This window comes from Aeromonas sp. FDAARGOS 1402, from assembly GCF_019046925.1.
Lineage (GTDB): Bacteria > Pseudomonadota > Gammaproteobacteria > Enterobacterales > Aeromonadaceae > Aeromonas > Aeromonas caviae.
In genome coordinates this window covers 3,958,482-3,976,918 of the sequence record NZ_CP077201.1, presented here as the reverse complement: position 1 = coordinate 3,976,918, position 18,437 = coordinate 3,958,482, and the positions used below count along the sequence as shown (strand labels likewise).

At 64.7% G+C, this 18,437-nt stretch carries 15 protein-coding genes; 6 read left to right on the top strand and 9 right to left on the bottom strand.

Going from position 1 to position 18,437, the window contains the following annotated elements; all coding sequences use genetic code 11:
* Window positions 1–192 precede the first annotated feature (192 nt).
* Window positions 193–831, bottom strand: coding sequence for an NAD(P)-dependent oxidoreductase (locus I6L32_RS18635; protein WP_102948527.1), 639 nt, complete (start codon window positions 829–831; stop codon window positions 193–195).
* Between the two features lie 100 nt (window positions 832–931).
* Between I6L32_RS18635 and I6L32_RS18630 the strand changes: the two genes are divergently transcribed.
* A complete protein-coding gene (locus I6L32_RS18630; protein ID WP_216944331.1) occupies window positions 932–1,831 on the top strand; it encodes a LysR family transcriptional regulator in 900 nt (299 codons plus the stop codon).
* 116 nt (window positions 1,832–1,947) lie between these two features.
* Entirely contained in the window at window positions 1,948–2,847 is a 900-nt protein-coding gene (locus I6L32_RS18625) for an AraC family transcriptional regulator (protein WP_216944330.1), read from the top strand.
* Here I6L32_RS18625 and I6L32_RS18620 read toward each other — a convergent pair.
* From I6L32_RS18620 to I6L32_RS18610, 3 genes are all read right to left on the bottom strand, one after another.
* The gene (locus I6L32_RS18620) at window positions 2,844–4,412 is read right to left on the bottom strand and encodes a cyclic diguanylate phosphodiesterase (RefSeq protein WP_202007486.1); all 1,569 of its coding nucleotides are present in this window, start codon (window positions 4,410–4,412) and stop codon (window positions 2,844–2,846) included. The two genes, I6L32_RS18625 and I6L32_RS18620, sit on opposite strands and share 4 nt — an antisense overlap.
* Complete coding sequence (locus I6L32_RS18615) at window positions 4,402–5,925, bottom strand: sensor domain-containing diguanylate cyclase (protein WP_216944329.1); 1,524 nt, start codon at window positions 5,923–5,925, stop codon at window positions 4,402–4,404. The genes I6L32_RS18620 and I6L32_RS18615 overlap by 11 nt, the downstream gene beginning before the upstream one ends.
* A 189-nt stretch (window positions 5,926–6,114) precedes the next feature.
* Complete coding sequence (locus I6L32_RS18610) at window positions 6,115–6,366, bottom strand: hypothetical protein (RefSeq protein ID WP_167826347.1); 252 nt, start codon at window positions 6,364–6,366, stop codon at window positions 6,115–6,117.
* Here I6L32_RS18610 and I6L32_RS18605 point away from each other — a divergent pair.
* Complete coding sequence (locus I6L32_RS18605) at window positions 6,352–8,496, top strand: TonB-dependent siderophore receptor (RefSeq protein WP_216944328.1); 2,145 nt, start codon at window positions 6,352–6,354, stop codon at window positions 8,494–8,496. The two genes, I6L32_RS18610 and I6L32_RS18605, sit on opposite strands and share 15 nt — an antisense overlap.
* Before the next feature lie 38 nt (window positions 8,497–8,534).
* Window positions 8,535–9,347: a siderophore ferric iron reductase gene (locus tag I6L32_RS18600; protein ID WP_216944327.1), complete on the top strand. Its 813-nt coding sequence runs from the start codon at window positions 8,535–8,537 to the stop codon at window positions 9,345–9,347.
* A gap of 73 nt (window positions 9,348–9,420) precedes the next feature.
* Here I6L32_RS18600 and I6L32_RS18595 read toward each other — a convergent pair whose 3' ends face one another.
* Entirely contained in the window at window positions 9,421–10,356 is a 936-nt protein-coding gene (locus tag I6L32_RS18595) for a LysR substrate-binding domain-containing protein (RefSeq protein WP_039041273.1), read from the bottom strand.
* 161 nt (window positions 10,357–10,517) lie between these two features.
* Between I6L32_RS18595 and metE the strand changes: the two genes are divergently transcribed.
* Window positions 10,518–12,782: a 5-methyltetrahydropteroyltriglutamate--homocysteine S-methyltransferase gene (gene metE / locus I6L32_RS18590; protein ID WP_160839232.1), complete on the top strand. Its 2,265-nt coding sequence runs from the start codon at window positions 10,518–10,520 to the stop codon at window positions 12,780–12,782.
* A gap of 93 nt (window positions 12,783–12,875) precedes the next feature.
* On the opposite strand, the gene I6L32_RS18585 is transcribed toward metE, so the two are convergent.
* Complete coding sequence (locus tag I6L32_RS18585) at window positions 12,876–13,988, bottom strand: glycosyltransferase family 9 protein (RefSeq protein WP_216944326.1); 1,113 nt, start codon at window positions 13,986–13,988, stop codon at window positions 12,876–12,878.
* 177 nt (window positions 13,989–14,165) lie between these two features.
* Between I6L32_RS18585 and I6L32_RS18580 the strand changes: the two genes are divergently transcribed.
* Entirely contained in the window at window positions 14,166–15,290 is a 1,125-nt protein-coding gene (locus tag I6L32_RS18580) for an HPP family protein (protein WP_216944325.1), read from the top strand.
* A gap of 79 nt (window positions 15,291–15,369) precedes the next feature.
* On the opposite strand, the gene I6L32_RS18575 is transcribed toward I6L32_RS18580, so the two are convergent.
* The 3 genes from I6L32_RS18575 to I6L32_RS18565 form a co-directional block, all read right to left on the bottom strand.
* The gene (locus tag I6L32_RS18575) at window positions 15,370–16,623 is read right to left on the bottom strand and encodes a D-amino acid dehydrogenase (protein ID WP_216944324.1); all 1,254 of its coding nucleotides are present in this window, start codon (window positions 16,621–16,623) and stop codon (window positions 15,370–15,372) included.
* Between the two features lie 153 nt (window positions 16,624–16,776).
* Complete coding sequence (locus I6L32_RS18570; RefSeq protein WP_216944323.1) at window positions 16,777–18,297, bottom strand: cryptochrome/photolyase family protein; 1,521 nt, start codon at window positions 18,295–18,297, stop codon at window positions 16,777–16,779.
* Window positions 18,297–18,437, bottom strand: a complete 141-nt coding sequence (locus I6L32_RS18565) for a DUF2256 domain-containing protein (protein ID WP_080944260.1) — start codon at window positions 18,435–18,437, stop codon at window positions 18,297–18,299. Before I6L32_RS18565 ends, I6L32_RS18570 begins: the two co-directional genes overlap by 1 nt.

Here is an 18,437-nt window from a genome sequence, read left to right as displayed (position 1 = left end):
ATATACAAAATTCGAAATGGAATTCGGACTTGAGCGAATGGAACGAGCAACGGGCGGCTCAGGCAGCGATCTGCCGTACCGGGTGAGAGCGACATTGGCGTGACGGGATAGACGCGGGAGAGAAAAGGCGGAGGGAGGCATCCGCCTCCCTCCGTGTGACTGTCATGGGAAGGGTTGCTGGCGCGCCTTTCCTCAATAACCCAGGGTGAAACGCTGGCGCAGGTGAGCCGGTGCTTGCGCCTCGTTCAGCACCCCGTCCGCCAGATCGCCGACCGTGATCCCGGCGGGCTGCTCGCCGCTGAACAGCACCTGATCCGTGCCAAGGCGGTAACCGCCGCGCTTCTCGCCGGGTTCGAGGAACACCGGTGGGGAGACGAAACGCCAGTCGAGGGTGGTTTCCCGGCGAAGGGCGGTGAGACCGTCCCGGGCCGCGAGGGCCCCTTGCTTCCACTCTGCCGGGAACTCCGGGGTGTCCACCAGCTGCACGCCCGGGGCGATTTCCAGACTGCCGGCACCGCCGACCACCAGCAGCCAGCTCCCGGCGTCGTTGGCGGCGGCCACGATGGCGCTGGCCCCCTTGAGGTACTGATCGTAGATGTCCGGGGCACTCCAGCCCGGGTTGTAGGCACTGATCACCCGATCGTGCCCCTTGAGCACCCTGGCCAGTGCCTGGCTGTCCTGGGCGTCCACCGCCACGGCGGTGACTTGCGGGTGAGCGGCGACCTTGCTCACGTCACGTACGATGGCGGTGACCTGATGACCGCGGCTGACGGCCTCCTGGAGGATGGCTGAACCGACAAAACCGCTGGCACCGATGAGGGCAATCTTCATGGGAATTCTCCTTCACTGTGGGAATGGGGCTATCCTACGCCCCCGAGTGTGATTTAATAATCCACTTAAAATTGTATTCACTTGTAAGCAGGGCTTCATAATGGATCAGCTCAGACGCTACGCCATCTTCGCGGCCGTGGTGGAGGCGGGCAGCATGACCGGTGCCGCCAAGGCCCTCGGCATGACCCCGTCCGCCGTCAGCCAGCATATCAGTCAACTGGAGAGCCAGCTCGGTCTGCCCCTGCTGCACCGCTCCACCCGCCGCCTCAGCCTGACCGAGGCGGGGGAGGTGGTGTGGCAGGGTTGCCAGTCGTTGCAGCAGACCCTGAACGACACCGAGCTGCGCCTCTCGGAGGTGCGCGACAGCCTGCTCGGAGAAGTGCGGATCACCGCGCCGGTGGGGATGGCCGGCCAGCCCCTGGCGCGGGCGCTCTCGCCGCTGCTGCAGGCGCACCCGGGCCTGGGCATCCAGATCATTGCCGACGACGAGAAGCGGGATCTCATCAAGGATCGCATCGACGTGGCGCTGCGGGTCGGCACGCTTGAAGATTCCACCCTGGTGGCGCGCAGGCTGGGTCAGACCCGGATGCTGCTGTGTGCCTCGCCCGCCTATCTGGCACGCAAGGGCACGCCGCGCAGCCCGGCAGATCTGCTGGCCCACGACTGGCTGGCCTCGGACATGCTGGGGGGCGGGATACTGCTGTTGGACGAGAAGGGGGAGGCCCACAAGATCAAGCCCAAGCCCAGGGTGCTGTGCAACAACGTCTTGCCCCTGCGCCAGTTCACCCTGGCAGGGCAGGGGATTTCGCTGCAACCGGAAGGTGAAATAGAAGAAGATCTCGCAAACGGTCGGTTACTCGTGCTGCTGCCAGGATTTTTGGCCCCTCCCATGGAGATCCATGCCATCACCCCCCAGCGGGAGATCCCGGAGAAGGTGCGGCGGGTGATCAGCGCCCTTCGCAGCCACTTTGCCGAGCATGGCCAGAGCCGTCTACCCTGAGCGAGGCGGGATGAATAGCCAGGCGGTGCGCCAGCCTTGCGGTCGGCGCGACACCCCTGTTTAATGTGGCCCTCCCGGGCCAGAGCGCCCTCTGCTGGCGTGGTCTCAAGCGCATCATGACACCGACTTCTCCCCACCCACTCCGTGAGCCGGCACCCGAGGCGCGCGCCCACCTCACCCGCATCGAGCGAGTGCTCGACTACATCCATGCCAATCTGGATCAGCCGCTCTCCCTGGAGGCGCTGGCCCGGCAGAGCTGCTGGTCCCGCTGGCAGTTGCAACGGGTATTCCTGCATGAGACGGGCCAGACGGTGGCTCACTATGTGCGCGAGCTGAAGCTGAGCATGGCGGCGGAGGCGCTGCTCTCCACCCGGCTGCGGGTGCTGGATGTGGCGCTGGATCACGGGTTTGGCTCGGAAGTGAGTTTCAGCCGCGCCTTCAAGCAGCAATTTGGCTGCTCGCCGCTGGCGTATCGCAAGCGGGGCCTGCGGCTGGGGCTGCGCACGCCCCTGGTGCGGGCGGCGGTCCCCCGCTCTGCCTCTCTCAACCTGGTGCAGGTGCGCATAGAGAGCCTGCCAGCGTTCCCCTTGCAGGGAGTCAGGGGCACGATCCGGGGGTTGTTCGATGCCTCACCGGATTTTCAGAAGACGGTGCCCGCCATCTGGCGAGCGCTGCGCGAGACGGGGGCGCTGGACTTGTCGAGGGAATGGCTGGGGGTGGTGGATGTGTCGGGGGCAGGGGAGCGGCTGCCTTACTGGGCCGGAGTGGCCACGACGGCGCCTACGCCCCCCGGCCTGTCGAGTCTCAACGTGCCGGCTCAGGAGTATGCCGTGCTCACCCACAAAGGACCCATTGCCCAGCTGGGGGAGAGCCTGCACTGGTTCATCCTGCACTGGCTGCCGGAGTCGGCATACCGGGGGCTGGACGGTTTCGAACTGGAGCGCTATGCCCCCGGCTTTGACGGCCAGCAGCCCGACGCCACCATGGAGTACTGGCTGCCCGTCGCCCCCCGTTAGGGAAGGAGGCTCATCCCGGCATGGCGCCGGGATGGCTCCGGGCGTGTGGCGCTGGCCAGGAGATCAGTGAACTGGGCCGGTGGCAGCGGCTTGGCGAAGTAGAAGCCCTGCAGGTAGTCGATGCCATAGTGGCGTGCCATCTCGACCTGCTCCTGGGTCTCCACCCCCTCGGCGACCAGAGCCAGCCCCATGCGATGGGCGAGATCCAGGATGTTTTCGACGATATGGCGGGAGGGGCCTTCCTCTTTCATTCCCTTGATAAAGCTGCGATCGATTTTGATGATGTCCACATGGAACATCTGCAGATAGCAGAGGCTGGAGTGGCCGGTGCCAAAGTCATCGATGGCGATGAGCACGCCCAGCTCGTCCAGGGCATCGAAGATGGCGCGGGTCTGCTCGTCCGCATCCACCATCTCTCGCTCCGTCACCTCGAGCACCAGGCGCAGATCCTGGCCCGGGAAGGCGCGAATAAAGTCGCGGCACTCGGCGACGATGTCCTGATTTTTGAAGTGCTGGGCGCAGACATTGACGGCGACGTGAAAGCCGGGGGGCAGCCTGTCGGCCACCCCGACCAGATAATCCCGGGTCTGGGCCATCAACTGGCGGGTCATCGGCACTATGTAGCCGCACTCCTCTGCGAGGGGAATGAAGTGGTTGGGAGCAATCATCCCTTGTGTGGGATGACGCCAGCGCATCAATACTTCACAACCGCGCAGGCGCCCCTGTCTGTCCATCACGGGTTGCAGATGGGGGATGAACTCCCGGGCCGCCATGGCTCTGGCAAGCTCGCTGCGGGGGGAGCCGCTGCGCCCCCTCAGATAGAAGGTGAGCAGCCCCAGCAACAGCGCCAGCACAGGGGCGGCAAGCAGGTTCTCCTGGTTGTACGCCCAGGCAAACGCCAGCACTTCCTTGTAACCGTTGAGCGCCACCAGGCGATAGGGATGAGCGGTGGGCTCGCTCTGTTGCAGACGTTGTCCCCCTTCCAGCAGGCGGGCTGCGGGCAGGGTCCTGCCGTGGCCATCGAGGGCCTGGTCCCCGAGGAGGAAGAAGAGGTTGTCCTCTCCCATCACGGCCTGCAAGGCGCCGAAGATGTGGAAGCCGTCCAGCTCCACCAGCAGGGTGCGATTGCCGGATGGCTGACGGTAGAGGATGGCGGTCTGCCCGGTGATGGGGCTGTGTCTGGCGAGGATCAGCGTCTGGTTGCCCGCCGGGCCGCGAGGAATATCCCGGGTGAGGATGGGCCTGTGCAGGGTGGTACAGCGCAGTTGCTGCCCCTCCAGCACATAGAGTGCCCGCGCATAAGGGGAGGCGGTGATGAGGTCGCGCAGGGCCAGTTGCTCATCCTGACAGCGGCCCATGGCGAGGGGGCGGGCGGCCTCGACCAGGGACTGACTGTCGTTGATGGCGCTCTCTATCATGGCCCGGGCATGGTTCAGGCTGCGCGCGTTGTCCTTGCGAAGGCCGCTGGCCGCCTGCAGGAGGTTGAGGGCGGTGAGGCCGACCAGCAAGAGGAGCCCGAGCACGATGGCCAGACGCAGACGCTGTGCCAGGGGATCAGTCGGCATGGTGCACCCGATTCTTGCCGGCATCCTTGGCCTGATAGAGCGCCTGATCGACCCGCGCCAGCAGTTGCTCGGCGGACTCCTGTCGCCACAGTCCCAGCCCGGCAGAGAAGGTCACCACCAGGTCCGGTTCGCGCCATGGTCGCTGTGCCACCTGGGTGCGCCACTGCTCGAGCAGCGTCAGTGCTCTGGTGCTGTCCTCCCCGGGAATGATGATGGCCAGCTCCTCGCCGCCGTAGCGGTAGAGGGTGGCCTCCTGGCCTGCAATCTGCCGCCCTTCCCGGGCCACCGCCCGCAGGACCTCGTCACCGACCGGGTGGCCGTGGGTGTCATTGATGGATTTGAAGTTGTCCAGATCGATCAACCCCAGGCAGAAAGGGCGGCCGGCGATCAGCTGGTCGTCGAGTGCCTTGTCAAAGCAGCGGCGATTGAACAGGCCCGTGAGGGCATCGGTGTTGGATGCCTCCACGGCTTCCTGTATCTGGCGATGGCCGCTCTGGATCTCCTGGCGCAACTGATCCCCTGGTTTGCCCGCGTGGATGCGTCCGGTGCGCATCAGGGCGATGATCTCGAAAATCATCTTGCTGAGCACATGACGCAAGGACCACCAGCAGAGCAGGCAGATCAGCATGCAGCCCACCAGGGTGATCTGGAGCTGGTGGGACTCGCTGCTGCTTACCTCCTTGAACCTGGCATCGCTGACGGCATAGATGACGAACCAGTCCGGGTTGGAGAAGGAGTAGTAGTAGAGGTGGGTCTGGCGCTTTGCATCGAAGAGGTGGTCGGCGCCGTTGGTCATCTGCTCGATGAGCCGGCGGTCCACGCGATGGCGAAACAGATTCCCCACATCCGAATGCAGCAGGATGTCGCCCGCCCGATCGACCAGGTAGAACTCCCCCTTGAGAGGGCTCATGAGCTGACGCAGGGGATAGCTCATCTGCTCGAGATCCACGTTCATGGCCAGGGTGCCGAGGAAGAACCCCTCCTTGTCGAGCAGGGGGCGGGAGACGGAGACGCTGCGGCTCTTGTCATCGAACTTGCTGGTGTAGTGGTCGGTGTAGTGCACGAAGAGGGTTCGCACGGCGGCCGCGAGAAACCAGGGGCGCTCCCTGGCATCAAAGTGCTCCCCGACCGGCAGATGGGGGATGGCGTTGAACCGCCCCTGCGGATCGGCGAGCAGGATGCTCTTCACATAGGGGGTGAGCGCCAACGTTTGCATCAGGGAGAGGCCAAGGGGCGTGTTGCCCTCATTGAGGAAGGCATCCAGGCCTGATTCATCGATGACACTGCCCGTTTCGTTGAGGACATGCTCCAGTGACTTGAACTGTGGCTCGATGGACTGGGTCGCCATGTTGTGCACGAACATGGCCGCCACCTTGTGGTACTTGCGCTCGGCAGAGGTCCGGATGCTGACACTGACGGCCATCAGGGCGATAAGCAGGGTCAGGATGATGACTCCGAAGGTGACGTTGAGCTGGGTATCGCAGTGCAGATTTTGGTGGGCGGTCTCATTCATAGGCGTGTGCTGATGGCTTGGTATTGTCTCAATCAGGGCTGATAAAAGGGTGGGCATGCTATCGCCTCCTTTATCAATAGCGATTGACCAGGATCAACAAGGGGAGGGAGAACGCGACCATACTTGTCTGATGAGTGTGAATATGGGGGTTAAAATGCCGCCATGTTCTGAATATGTGATGGTTACTTGCTAGTTGGCTGTGAAAGTGAAGGCGGTGACCTTCATCAGGCGGCCATGATGAGCCCTCCCTGAGAGCTTCGACGGCGTTGCCATCTTGCCTCCGATAGGAGATGGCGTGCCTGCCACCCTCGCTTTTCCCGCTTCCCCGCCAACATGCCCCAAATTGTTAATATCGGGGCAAAATAGAACAATAAAATGCAAATGATATTTGTTACTATTCACATGCAGTAAGTAATCGAGGATCAGATGCAGCTTGTTCACCCCCCTTTGACCCTGGTCGCCGTGACCATCTCCACCCTGCTTGCAGGCTCTGTACAGGCCGCCGCGTCCGACAGCCAGGATACGGCCGCCGCCGACGAGACCCTGACCGTGCTCGGCCAGACCTATCGCAACACCGCGACCAAGACCCGGCTCGACCCCATCGAGACGCCCCAGGCCATCTCGGTGGTGGATGGGGAGACCCTGTCGCTGCGCGGTGTCAGTTCGGTGAGCGAGGCGCTGCGCTACGTGCCCGGCGTCAACACCGAGCTGCGGGGCGGGGCGGTCAACCGGCTGGATCTGTTCAACATCCGTGGCTTTGACAACTACCAGAACTTCTATGACGGCCTGCTGCTCCAGTACAACGACTGGAACCTGCAACCCCAGATAGATCCGGTGGCCATCGAGCAGCTGGAGGTGTTCAAGGGGCCGACATCGGTGCTCTATGGCAGCATGCCCCCCGGCGGCATGGTCAACCTCATCGCCAAGCGCCCCCAGCGGGAGAGCAAGCACAACGTGAGCGTGGCGACCGGCACGGGCACCCTCAAGGAGATGACCCTCGACAGCACCGGTGCCATCAACGAGCAGCTTGCCTATCGGCTGGTGGGACTGGCCCGGGAGAAGGATGGCCAGGCGGTGACCTCGAAGGAGGAGCGCTACGTCTTTGCGCCGTCCCTGGACTGGCAGCTCGGCGAGCGCACCCTGCTGAACCTCAACCTTTACTACCAGAAGGATCCCGAGGCTGGCATCTACACCACTGTGCCCGCCAGCGGCTCGGCCAAGTCCAATCCCCTGGGGCAGCTTGGCAGCGACACCTTCCTTGGCGACGAGAACTGGAACGAGTACAACCGGGATGTGACCCTGCTGGGCTACAAGCTCAGCCACGACTTCAACGAGCGCTGGCAGGTGCTGCAAAATGCCCGCTACATGGATGCGTCTGCCTATCAGCGCAACACCTACAACGCGGCCCTGGCGGCGGACAACCGCACCCTGGCCCGCAACGCCTATCTCACCGATGAAGACTCTCGCGGCGTTGTCATCGACAACCAGCTGGCGGGCAAGGTACAGACGGGCTCTGCCCAGCACAACCTGCTGCTCGGGGTCGATTACCAGTACCTGGATGCCCATATCCTCTACCGGGATACCCTCGACTACTCGGCGCCCAGCATCGACATTTTCAACCCGAACCATAGCCAGATAGTCCCAGAGGCACTCACTTTCAACTACCAGGATAAAAAGGTGATCCGTCAGTCCCAGACCGGCGTCTATCTGCAGGATCAGGTGCGCCTCGATCGGCTGGTGGCCATCGGCGGCGCCCGCTACGACCGCTACCGGATGGACACCGACAGCCGGACCCTCTATCAGGGGGCGGACAGCCAGTCCCTGGCCCACATCGATCAGGACAACCTCTCCTTCCGCGTCGGCGCCCTCTATGAGCTGGATGGCGGCTTCTCCCCCTATGCGAGCTATGCCGAGAGTTTCGAGCCGGTGCCGGGGGCGGACAAGCAGGGCCAGGCGTTCAAACCGGCAACCGGTCATCAGTGGGAAGGGGGCGTCAAGTTCCTCTCCGACGACATGAGCAAGACGGCGACCCTGTCGGCGTTCCACATCACCAAGAAGAATGCCCTGGTGACGGACCCGGACAATGTCTACGGGCCCAAGCTGCAGACCGGGGAGACGGTCTCCAGGGGCATCGAGCTTGAGGGGAGAGCCGATCTCACCAGCCAGCTGGATCTGGCCCTCAATTACACCCTGATGGACATGGAGATCACGCGCGACACCACCACGCTGCAGGGCAAGACGCCGGTCTGGGTCCCCAGACAGATGGCGTCGCTGTGGAGCAACTACTACCCCGGCGGCAACCTCGAGGGGATGCGGGTGGGCGCCGGCCTGCGCTACGTGGGGGAGGCCGAGATGGATGCCGCCAACACCGACAAGGTACCGGACTACCTCCTGATGGACATGTCCGCCTCCTACGATCTCGCCGCCCTCAGCGCAAGCCTGAAGGGGATGGGGGTATCGCTTGGCGCCAGCAACCTGTTCAACAAGACCTACTACTCCTGCTACGACCAGAACAACTGCTGGTTCGGGGCTGAACGAAGCGTGGAGGCGCGACTCAAATACGCATTCTGACCTTGCGCCCCGGCACGCGCCCGGGGCCCTTTCAACGAATGGGCGAGGAGAGGGGGCGCGGTGTGCCGCGCGGCCTTGGCCGGGAGAAAGCGGACGCGGAACGCGCCCTCGTCTCGGATCACCAGGCCCTGTTCGCGGCGGCGGCCAGCCTGATCCCGTCCCTCAAGGGGAACCTGGTGGCGGCCGGTAACGTGCGCCCGCCACTGACGGATGCCGCCGGGGCGACGTCGGCCGAGGTGGCCGCAGCCCTCCATGCGCACTGGCAGCAGGCACACCCGGAGGCGGGGCCCGCCTACTGGCTCACCCGCAGCTGGGGCATGCTCTGCTGGCAATCCATCTATCTCGCCATGGTGGCCGTCTACCGCCATCAGGCCGTGCCAGCCCTCGACAGGCTGGGACAGGGGCATGAGGCCGGCGTGGTATCGGGCTTTACCCTGCCGGCCGAGCCCATGATCAGAGGGGAGGCCGGCGTGTTGATCAAAACGGCCGGGGAGCGACTCCAGGCGCACTGGCAGGGGCTGTTCACCCTCCTTGGGACGGCGCAGCGGCTGCGCCCCGGTTTCGTGCGCCCGCTCCTGGCGGACGATCTGCTGGCGGCCCTGGTGCGGGTGCCCGATTTCTTCGGGGAGGTGAGTCGGGAGGAGGTGAGGGCCCATGCCCCCCTCTGGCTTGAATCCTGTGGCCTGCCGTCGGCACATCTGACGGGTTGGCGCGAGGCGGGGCTGCCCCGGGGCGAGGCCTTCCCGGGCTATGTGCGCCAGCGCTGCTGCCTGCACTACAAGCGCCGGGATGGGGAGCTTTGTGGCAACTGCCCGCGAAGGCAGGGTGGGGCGAGGGGTGATGAATGCTGATACCCGACTCTTCGTCTGCGCGGGCAACCCGTGATGAAAGCCGCCTGATCCTGGCGGCTTTTTTGTGTCCGGCTTACTGGGCCGCCATCCGGGTGCGGATGCGCTCGAACAGGCTCTGCAGGCAGGCCTGATCTTTGTCGGCGGCGCGCACGGCGCCATACATGTGGCGGCGAATGCCCTCCCCGAGAGGGCGCGCCTCAAGCAGGCCCTGGCGCACGAACTCCTCGCTGGCCCAGCGGGGCAGGGCGGCGAGTCCGAGCCCGGCGGCGGCCATCTGCAGCATGACAGAGGTGTTGTCCACCGGCTTGCAGCGGGCGGGCTCCACCCCGGCCGGTTGCAGGAAACGGCTGAACACGTCCATGCGCGCCCGCTCCACCGGGTAGACCAGCAGCACCTCCGGTCGCAGATCGTCTGGTGCGATGCGCCGCTGCTGGCAGAGGGGGTGATCCGGCGCCATCACCAGGGTGAGATCGAAGGCGAACAGCGGCTCGAAGTGAAGATCCCCGCGGGCCTGCACATCCGAGGTGAGCAGCAGGTCGAGCTGGCCGCCGAGCAGGGCACTGATGGCATCGAAACCCGGCACCGACTCCACCTCCAGATCCACGCCGGGCCACTGGCGGCGAAAGTCCGGCAACAGCGGGAGCAGCCACTGGATGCAGCTGTGGCAATCGAGGGCCAGATGCAGCCTGCCCGCCTCGCCGCTGTGCAGGGCGACCAGCTGGCGCTCGGTCTGGGCCAGGGCTGGCAGCACCTGGCGGGCCAGGGCCAGCAGATGCTGGCCTGCCGCCGTCAGCACCAGAGGGCGGCTTTTTCGAAGAAACAGCTCCAGATTGAGGCGGGTCTCCAGCTCCTTGAGCTGGTGGGAGAGGGCGGACTGGGTGAGGTTGAGGGTGAGCGCGGCCCCGGCCAGAGACCCTTGCTCGGCCAGGGCGCTGATGGTCTTCAGGTGTTTGAGATCGATGCCCAGATTGCTGCTCTGAGGGGGGCTGGATGGGGTGGGCGCGACCATGGCACTGCTCCTTTGTGCGTCAGTTGAGAAATTCTTGAGAGCCAGTTGAAGAGGATTCAATAGCCAAGGCCACCTTATCTTGTCATTTTGGATGTGTAAACATCTGGATGGCCAAACAATCCAGATCCTCATCAGATAAACGAGCATAAGGAATGGAACCTATGACCTGCGCACACACCCTGGGCTTTCCCCGTATCGGCGCCAAGCGCGAACTGAAATTTGCCCTCGAATCTTACTGGCGTGGCGAAACCACCCAGGCCGAGCTGGTCGCCGTGGGCAAGAGCCTGCGTGAGCGCCACTGGCAGGCCCAGCGTACCGCCGGGGTCAACCTGCTGCCGGTGGGGGATTTTGCCTGGTACGATCAGGTGCTGGGTACCAGCCTGCTGGTGGACGCCGTGCCTGCCCGTCACCGCCACGGCGACACCGACCTCGACACCCTGTTCCGGGTGGCCCGTGGCCGTGCGCCGACCGGCCCGGCGGCGGCCGCTGCCGAGATGACCAAGTGGTTCAACACCAACTACCACTACCTGGTGCCGGAATTTTACCGTGACCAGCGCTTCAAGCTGGGCTGGAGCCAGCTCTTTGACGAGGTGGAAGAGGCCAAGGCCCTTGGGCTGCCGGTCAAGGCGGTGTTGCTGGGCCCTGTCTCCTACCTGTGGCTTGGCAAGGAGAAAGAGAGCGGCTTCTCCCGCCTCGAACTGCTGGATCGCCTGCTGATCGTCTACCAGGAGATCCTGGCCAAACTGGCGGCCCAGGGGGTGGAGTGGGTGCAAATCGACGAGCCGGCCCTGGCGCTGGACCTGCCGGACGAGTGGCGCCTGGCCTACCTCAAGGCATATGAGCGCCTGAGCGGCCCCTGCAAGCTGCTGCTCACCACCTACTTCGGGTCCGTGGCCCATCAGCGGGACATCATCACCAGTCTGAAGGTGGACGGCCTGCACCTGGATCTGGTGGCGGCCCCCGAGCAGCTCGAGACCCTGGTCCCGCACCTGCCGGCCCAGTGGGTACTCTCGGCGGGTGTCATCAACGGCCGCAACGTCTGGCGTGCCAACCTGGCCAAGCTGGCGCCGACCCTCAAGGCCTTGAAAGAAAAGCTTGGCGAGCGCCTCTGGGTGGCCTCCTCCTGTTCCTTGCTGCACAGCCCGGTGGATTTGACCCTGGAGCACGAGCTGGATCCCCAGACCCGCAGCTGGTTCGCCTTCGCCCTGCAAAAGTGCTATGAGCTGGGGCTGCTGTCCGACTACCTGGACGGTGGCGCCCTGGACAAGATCGAGGCTTACAGCCAGCCCATCGTGGATCGGGAGTCCGACAGCCGGGTTCACAAGAAGGCGGTGCAGTCACGACTCGCCAGCCTGACCAACAGTGACTTCGATCGCCAGAGCGCCTACCCGGTGCGTGCCGACGCGCAGCGCTCGGATCTGAAGCTGCCGCTCCTGCCCACCACCACCATCGGCTCCTTCCCGCAGACCTCTGAAATCCGGGTGCTGCGTCAGGATTGGCGTGCCGGGCGCATCGATGACCAGGCCTACGAGGCGGGCATCCAGGCCCAGATCAAGGACGCCATCGAGCGCCAGGAGGCCATCGGGCTCGACGTGCTGGTGCACGGTGAAGCGGAGCGCAACGACATGGTGGAGTATTTCGGGGAGCTGCTGGACGGCTTTGCCATCACCCGCTTTGGCTGGGTACAGAGCTATGGCTCCCGCTGCGTGAAGCCGCCGGTGATCACCCGTGACATCGACCGTCCGACCCCCATGACCCTTGAGTGGACGAAGTTTGCCCAGAGCCTGACCGACAAGCCGGTGAAGGGCATGCTGACCGGCCCCGTGACCATTCTCTGCTGGTCCTTCCCGCGGGAAGACGTGAGCCGCGAGCAGTCCGCCCTGCAGATTGGCCTGGCCATTCGCGACGAGGTGGCTGACTTGGAAGCCGCCGGCATCAAGATCATCCAGATCGACGAGCCGGCGATCCGCGAAGGGCTGCCCCTGCGCAAGCAGGATCACCAGGCCTATCTGGACTGGGCGGTGCGCGCCTTCCGCCTGAGTGCAAGCCCGGTGGTGGACAGCACCCAGATCCATACCCACATGTGTTACAGCGACTTCAACCTCATCATCGAGGCGGTGGCGGCGCTGGACGCGGATGTGATCACCATCGAGACGAGCCGCAGCCAGATGCAGTTGCTCGAAGCGTTCGAGCGCTTCAACTACCCCAACGAGATCGGCCCGGGCGTCTACGACATCCACTCGCCGAACGTACCGAGCCAGGGCTGGATTGAAGACCTCATCCGCAAGGCTGCGCAACAAATCCCGGCAGACCGGCTCTGGGTGAACCCGGACTGCGGCCTCAAAACCCGCGGCTGGGAAGAGACCACCGCTGCCCTGAAGGTGATGGTCGATGCCACCCGGGCGCTGCGCGCCGAGCTGGCCTGAGGGCTTCCATTCACCCGGACGAGCGCCCGGTGAGTGTCACCAAGACGAGAGAGGGAAGGCGACAGCCTTCCCTCTTTTTTGCATGGCCGCTCCCTAGAGGGGGAGCAGGGCGGGCCGGGTTGCGGGCAGGTAGCGGGTGGGGGAAACCGACATCGTCACCGGGTGAGGGGCGCTTGCGAGCGCCTCGGTCAGCCACTGTTGGTCGAGGGGGATGGCATTGCGATCCTCGATCACCAGATTGAGGTGCTGGGCGCCCAGGCACCCGTAGCGGGCGGGGTCGGTCTGGGTAAAGAGGCCAAGACAGGGCACACCGCTGGCGGCAGCCAGGTGCAGGGGACCGGTGTCGGCGCTGACGAAGAGGGAGAGGCCGCCCGTGAAGCGGGCCAGCTCCCCCATGTTGCCAAGGGAAACGTGCACGTCCCCGAGCAGGTGCTCGGGGGCGGCGGGATCCGCGAGCTGGATCAGCAGGGCATCCGGGCTGTGACGGCGCAGATCCCCAAGCAACCGCTGCCACTGGGGCTGGGAGAGCCCCTTGCCCTTGCGGGCGCCGGTGAAAAAGCCGATCAGGGGACGGCCAGGATGGGCTCGTCGCAGCGCACTCAAGGCCGGGCTTGGCCCCTGCAACAGGCTGCCAAGGGGGATGGGGTCGGCCGGATTGCCCGGTATGCCGAGCAGTTGCAGGGGCTGGTGGGCGTAGTGGCACTCACTGTCCGCAGCCCGCGGACGCTGGAAGATGAGATCCCCATGGCCATCGTCGAAGCCGCATTTCTCACTGGCCTGTACCCAGGCGGCGATGAAGTGATCCGTACTGGAGGCGAAGGGGACGTAGACCCTGTCGTAGTGCTGGCGGCGCAGACGCGAGAGTGCCGAGAGAGCGCCCGGCAGGTGTCTGCCCTGCAACCGGATCTGATGAATGCGCCGCAGGGGCAGATCGGCCAGGAAGGGGAGCAGGGTGGTGGGGCTGCACACCAGCTCCAGCTCGGCGTGGGGATGGGCGCGATGAAGCTGGTGCAGGAAGGGCAGCAGGAAGAGGTTGTTGCCGATGCGGTTGGTGCTGCGAATGACCAGGATCCGGCGGGGTGCCTGCGAAGAGGGCGGCAATGCGCTGCGACTGGCAAGCCAGCCGAGCAGGGTTCGCTCCAGTCCCGCCGTCCAGACCCGGCGTTGGCCGTCGAAGCGGCGCAGGGCATCGTTGAGGTGAGTCATACCGTTGGGCTCCAGTGTTGGGATGGCGTAAAGGGTGCCAGCGGACTCTTAAGACAATGTTAAGAAGGGAAAAAGCGTGCGGATGATGGCCATGGCGGAGCGGGGTGCTGGTGCGGGACGGGGGAAAGTGGCTAGAATTGCGCATTTGAAATAAATGTTATCGTCCGCGGGAGCACCATGCAGTTCAGGGATTTTTTGCCGGTATCGACCAATACCAGCGTCAAAGAGAGTTGTTACGGCGCCCTTGGCGCCCTCATCGGCTTGCTCGGCACCGCCTTGCTGTGCCGCTGGGGGCTGGGGCTCGAGGTGCACTGGCTCATCGCCCCCATGGGGGCCTCCGCCGTGCTGCTGTTTGCCGCCCCGGCCAGCCCCCTGGCCCAGCCCTGGTCCATCCTTGTGGGCAACGGGGTGTCGGCCCTGATGGGGGTATTGAGTGCGAGCCTGGTGCCGGACATGGCTATCGCCTCGGCCCTGGCGGTGATGCTGGCCATCGCCGCCATGTTCCTCACCCGCAGCCTGCACCCGCCCGGCGGCGCCGTGGCCCTGACCGCCGTCATCGGCGGCGAGGGGATCCGGGCGCTCGGGGTCGGCTACGTGCTGCTGCCGGTGCTGCTCAACTCCCTGTTGCTGCTGAGTCTGGGCTTGCTCTACAACCGCGCCCTGGGGCGTCGTTATCCCCATGGCGGCAAGGCGGCGCCCAATCGCCACCAGACGGCGGATCCCCAGCCGAGCGCCCGGCTCGCCACCCAGGACATCGACTTTGCCCTGGAAAAACACGGGGAACTGCTGGACATCAGCCGCCAGGATCTGCAGGAGCTGCTACAGGATGCCCAGCTTCACGCCCTGCGGGGGCGAGTGGGGACGGTGCGTTGCCAGGATGTGATGTCGCGGGATCTCGTCGTGACGACGCCACAGGCGCTCGCCATGGAAGCGTGGCATCTGCTCTCCCACCACCAGATCAAGGCGCTGCCGGTGGTGGATGAGGGGGAGAGGCTGGTCGGCATCATCACCCTGCACGACCTGATGATCGACCGGGCGGGTCGCCAGCCGAGGGCGAAGGAGACCCTTGAGCAGCAGCAGGTGGCGGATCTGATGACCCGGGAGGTACAGACGGCGCGGCGCTACCAGCCTCTCTACGACCTGGTGGAGGCCTTCTCCGACGGGGGACTGCACCACATGCCGGTGGTGGAAGGGGAACAGCTGGTGGGCATCATCACCCAGTCCGACATGGTGGCGGCGCTCTTCACGCTGGCCCTGAAACCCGGACTGACGAGCGAGGAGGCGACCCCGGTGTCGTCGTAGCCAGGGGGGCAAGAAAAAAGAGGGCGTGCCAGGCACGCCCTCTTTCTTTCGCAGACTTGCACAGACGGGTGGCCAATGCCTAGCCGTAGCGGGCCAGAGTGAGCCCCTCGTCGCTGATATCCGGGGTATTGCCCGAGATGAGATCGCTGAGCAACTGGCCCGATCCTGCCGCCATGGTCCAGCCCAGGGTGCCGTGGCCGGTATTGAGCCAGAGCCCGGGAATGGGACTTGGGCCCACCAGGGGCGTGCCGTCCGGCGTCATGGGGCGCAGCCCGGTCCAGAAGGTGGCCTGCTCCAGATTTCCCCCCTGGGGGAAGAGATCCCTCACCACCATGGCCAGGGTATCGTGGCGTCTGGGGTTGAGCGCCAGGTTGAAGCCCGAGAGTTCGGCCATGCCGCCCACCCGGATCCGTTCGTCGAAGCGGGTAATGGCGACCTTGTAGGTTTCGTCCAGCACGGTGCTGCGCGGGGCACCCTCGGCATCCGTCATCGGCAGGGTGAGGGAGTACCCCTTGACCGGGTAGACGGGGAGCTCAATTCCGAGGGGGCGCAGGAAGCCGGTGCCATAACTGCCGAGGGCACAGACGATGGCGTCGGCCTGGAAGTGCTGCTCGCCGGCACGGACCGCTACGGCGCGTCCCTTCGCGATCTCGACCTCGTCGATGGCGCAGTTGAAGACGAAGCTCACCCCGAGCTTGCGGGCCTCGTCCGCCAGGGCTTGGGTGAAGCGGAAGCAATCCCCCGTCTCGTCCCCCGGCAGGCGCAGGCCCCCCACCACCTTGCCACGCACCCGTGCCAGGGCGGGCTCGACCTCCTCGCAGCCGTCGGCATTCAGAGACTGATAGGGGACGCCGTACTCCTCGAGCACGGCGATGTCGCGCTGGCTGGCATCGAGCTGGGCCTGACTGCGAAACAGTTGCAGGGTGCCGAGCTGGCGCCCTTCGTAGTCGAGTGCGAGCTCGCCCCGCAATTGCTTCATGCAGTCGCGGCTGTACTCGGCCAGCCGTACCATGCGCCCCTTGTTGACCGCATAGGCCGCCGGCGTGCAGTTGGCGAACATCTTCAGCATCCAGCGCAGCTGGAAGGGGTCCGAGGTGGGTCGCACCGTGAAGGGGGCGTGCTTTTGCAGCAGCCATTTGGCGGCCTTGAGGGGAATGCCGGGGGCAGCCCAGGGGGAAGCATAACCCGGGGAGATCTGACCCGCGTTGGCATGGCTGGTTTCAAGGGCCACCCCGTCACGCCGCTCCAGCAGGGTCACTTTGTGACCGGCCTTGGCCAGATACCAGGCGCTGGTCACACCGACCACGCCACCACCGAGTACCACTATGTCCATCTTGTCTCTCCTTGACTGGGGTCTCCACCTTAATCAGCCGCCACAGGATATTCAACTGGTGTCGATGTCATTGGTGGTTATCGCTATTCACATTTTGTTAACTGGCTCTCAATGTTGTCATTTGCTCACTTTCTGGCATGAAATCCGGTCGATTCAGAGCCGCTCCAGATGGAGCAGATGATGCTCTGCCGTCGTCAGGATGGCTTGCTGCTGTTCTGTGGTTTGGCCATCCCAGTTGGCATAGGGCAGGGCGAGGCGAGGGTTGTTGCCAAGTTTGTCCCGGTTGCGCCAGAGAAAGTGCCAATAGAGGCTGTTGAAGGGGCAGCTGTCCGGCCCGCTGCGGGCCTTCACCTGATAGTGACACCCCTTGCAGTAGTGGCCCATCCGCTCGAGATAGGCGCCGCTGCTGGCGTAGGGCTTGCTGCCCATCAGACCGCCATCGGCAAACTGGCTCATGCCGCGGGTGTTGGGCAGCTCCACCCACTCGATGGCGTCCACATAGATGCCCAGATACCAGGCATCCACCTCGTCAGGGTGGAGCCCCGCCAGCAAGGCGAAGTTGCCGGTCACCATCAGCCGCTGGATATGGTGGGCATAGGCGTGCTCCAGAGATTGTCGAATGGCGTGACGCACGCAGGCCATGCTGGTTTCTCCATTCCAGAAAAAACAGGGCAGGGGTCGTTCGGCCCCGAGAAAGTTGGTGCGCCGATACTCGGGCATCTTTTCCCAGTAGAGGGCGCGGACAAACTCGCGCCAGCCGAGGATCTGGCGGATGAACCCCTCCACCTGCGCCAGGGAAATGGTGGCCTGATTGGCCTGCCAGTGAGCTTGCGCAGCGCGGATCACCTCGAGGGGATGGAGCATCTTGCTGTTCATGGAAAACGACAAGCGGCTGTGGAACAGGCTCCAGCCCCGCTCGCTCAGGGCGTCCTGATAGCGACCGAAGTGGGGCAGGCAGTGTGCAAGGAAGTGTTCAAGCAGTGCGCGGCTCTGGCGCCGGGTGACGGGCCAGGGCAGGGCGTCGGCATCGGCACTGCCAATGGTGGCGACGCCGTGGCGGGTCAGCATGGCATCTATGTCGCTCACCTCGTTGGCAAAGGTGAGGGGCGCCGGGATGGGTTGGCTCGCCGGCAATTTGGCGCGATTCTCGGCATCGAAGTTCCAGCGCCCCCCAAGCGGTTGGCCGCGCTCATCGAGCAACACCCGGTACTGCTTTCGCAGGGCGCGGTAGAAGAACTCCATCCGGCTGTGGGGGTAGCGTCGCCAGCCATCGCGGGGGGTGAGAAAATGTTCGCTGTCCACCTCAGCGGTCGGGATGGCAAGGCCTGAGGCCCACTGGGTCAGCTGGCTTGCAAGGCGCCACTCGTCCGGGCTCTGCCAGGCGAAGTGCTCGGCCTGATGCGCTTCTAGCTGGGCCGCCAGCAAGCTCGGCAAATCGGGCCAGGGGGCGCTCTCATCGAGAGTCAGGTAGCAGACCCGGTGGCCCGCCTTGGTGAGGGCGGCGGCGAAGGCGCGCATGGCGGCAAAGAAGGCGAGCACCTTCTGGCGATGGTGGCGGCAGTAGTCCGTCTCCTGGCGCAGCTCCGCCATCAGGTAGCAGACAGCGGGATCCTGCGTGCGAAACCAGCTGTGACCTGCGTTCAGTTGATCCCCGAGAATGAGGCGCAGCTCCATCAGGGGTGCTCCTTCCGACGACGGCAGCGTTCGCTGCAATAGCGCACTTCCTGCCAGCAGCGGGCCCACTTGCGCCGCCAGGCAAAAGGACGTTGGCAGACGGGACAGATCTTCTCGGGTAGATGGGGTTTGAGGTGCAT

Bases quoted from the DNA above. Each gene is read 5' to 3' on its own strand.
- I6L32_RS18635 (WP_102948527.1), bottom strand. From the start codon at position 831: ATGAAGATTGCCCTCATCGGTGCCAGCGGTTTTGTCGGTTCAGCCATC.
- I6L32_RS18630 (WP_216944331.1), top strand. From the start codon at position 932: ATGGATCAGCTCAGACGCTACGCCATCTTCGCGGCCGTGGTGGAGGCG.
- I6L32_RS18625 (WP_216944330.1), top strand. From the start codon at position 1,948: ATGACACCGACTTCTCCCCACCCACTCCGTGAGCCGGCACCCGAGGCG.
- I6L32_RS18620 (WP_202007486.1), bottom strand. From the start codon at position 4,412: ATGCCGACTGATCCCCTGGCACAGCGTCTGCGTCTGGCCATCGTGCTC.
- I6L32_RS18615 (WP_216944329.1), bottom strand. From the start codon at position 5,925: ATGAATGAGACCGCCCACCAAAATCTGCACTGCGATACCCAGCTCAAC.
- I6L32_RS18605 (WP_216944328.1), top strand. From the start codon at position 6,352: ATGCAGCTTGTTCACCCCCCTTTGACCCTGGTCGCCGTGACCATCTCC.
- I6L32_RS18600 (WP_216944327.1), top strand. From the start codon at position 8,535: ATGGGCGAGGAGAGGGGGCGCGGTGTGCCGCGCGGCCTTGGCCGGGAG.
- I6L32_RS18595 (WP_039041273.1), bottom strand. From the start codon at position 10,356: ATGGTCGCGCCCACCCCATCCAGCCCCCCTCAGAGCAGCAATCTGGGC.
- metE (WP_160839232.1), top strand. From the start codon at position 10,518: ATGACCTGCGCACACACCCTGGGCTTTCCCCGTATCGGCGCCAAGCGC.
- I6L32_RS18585 (WP_216944326.1), bottom strand. From the start codon at position 13,988: ATGACTCACCTCAACGATGCCCTGCGCCGCTTCGACGGCCAACGCCGG.
- I6L32_RS18580 (WP_216944325.1), top strand. From the start codon at position 14,166: ATGCAGTTCAGGGATTTTTTGCCGGTATCGACCAATACCAGCGTCAAA.
- I6L32_RS18575 (WP_216944324.1), bottom strand. From the start codon at position 16,623: ATGGACATAGTGGTACTCGGTGGTGGCGTGGTCGGTGTGACCAGCGCC.
- I6L32_RS18570 (WP_216944323.1), bottom strand. From the start codon at position 18,297: ATGGAGCTGCGCCTCATTCTCGGGGATCAACTGAACGCAGGTCACAGC.
- I6L32_RS18565 (WP_080944260.1), bottom strand. From the start codon at position 18,437: ATGCACCTCAAACCCCATCTACCCGAGAAGATCTGTCCCGTCTGCCAA.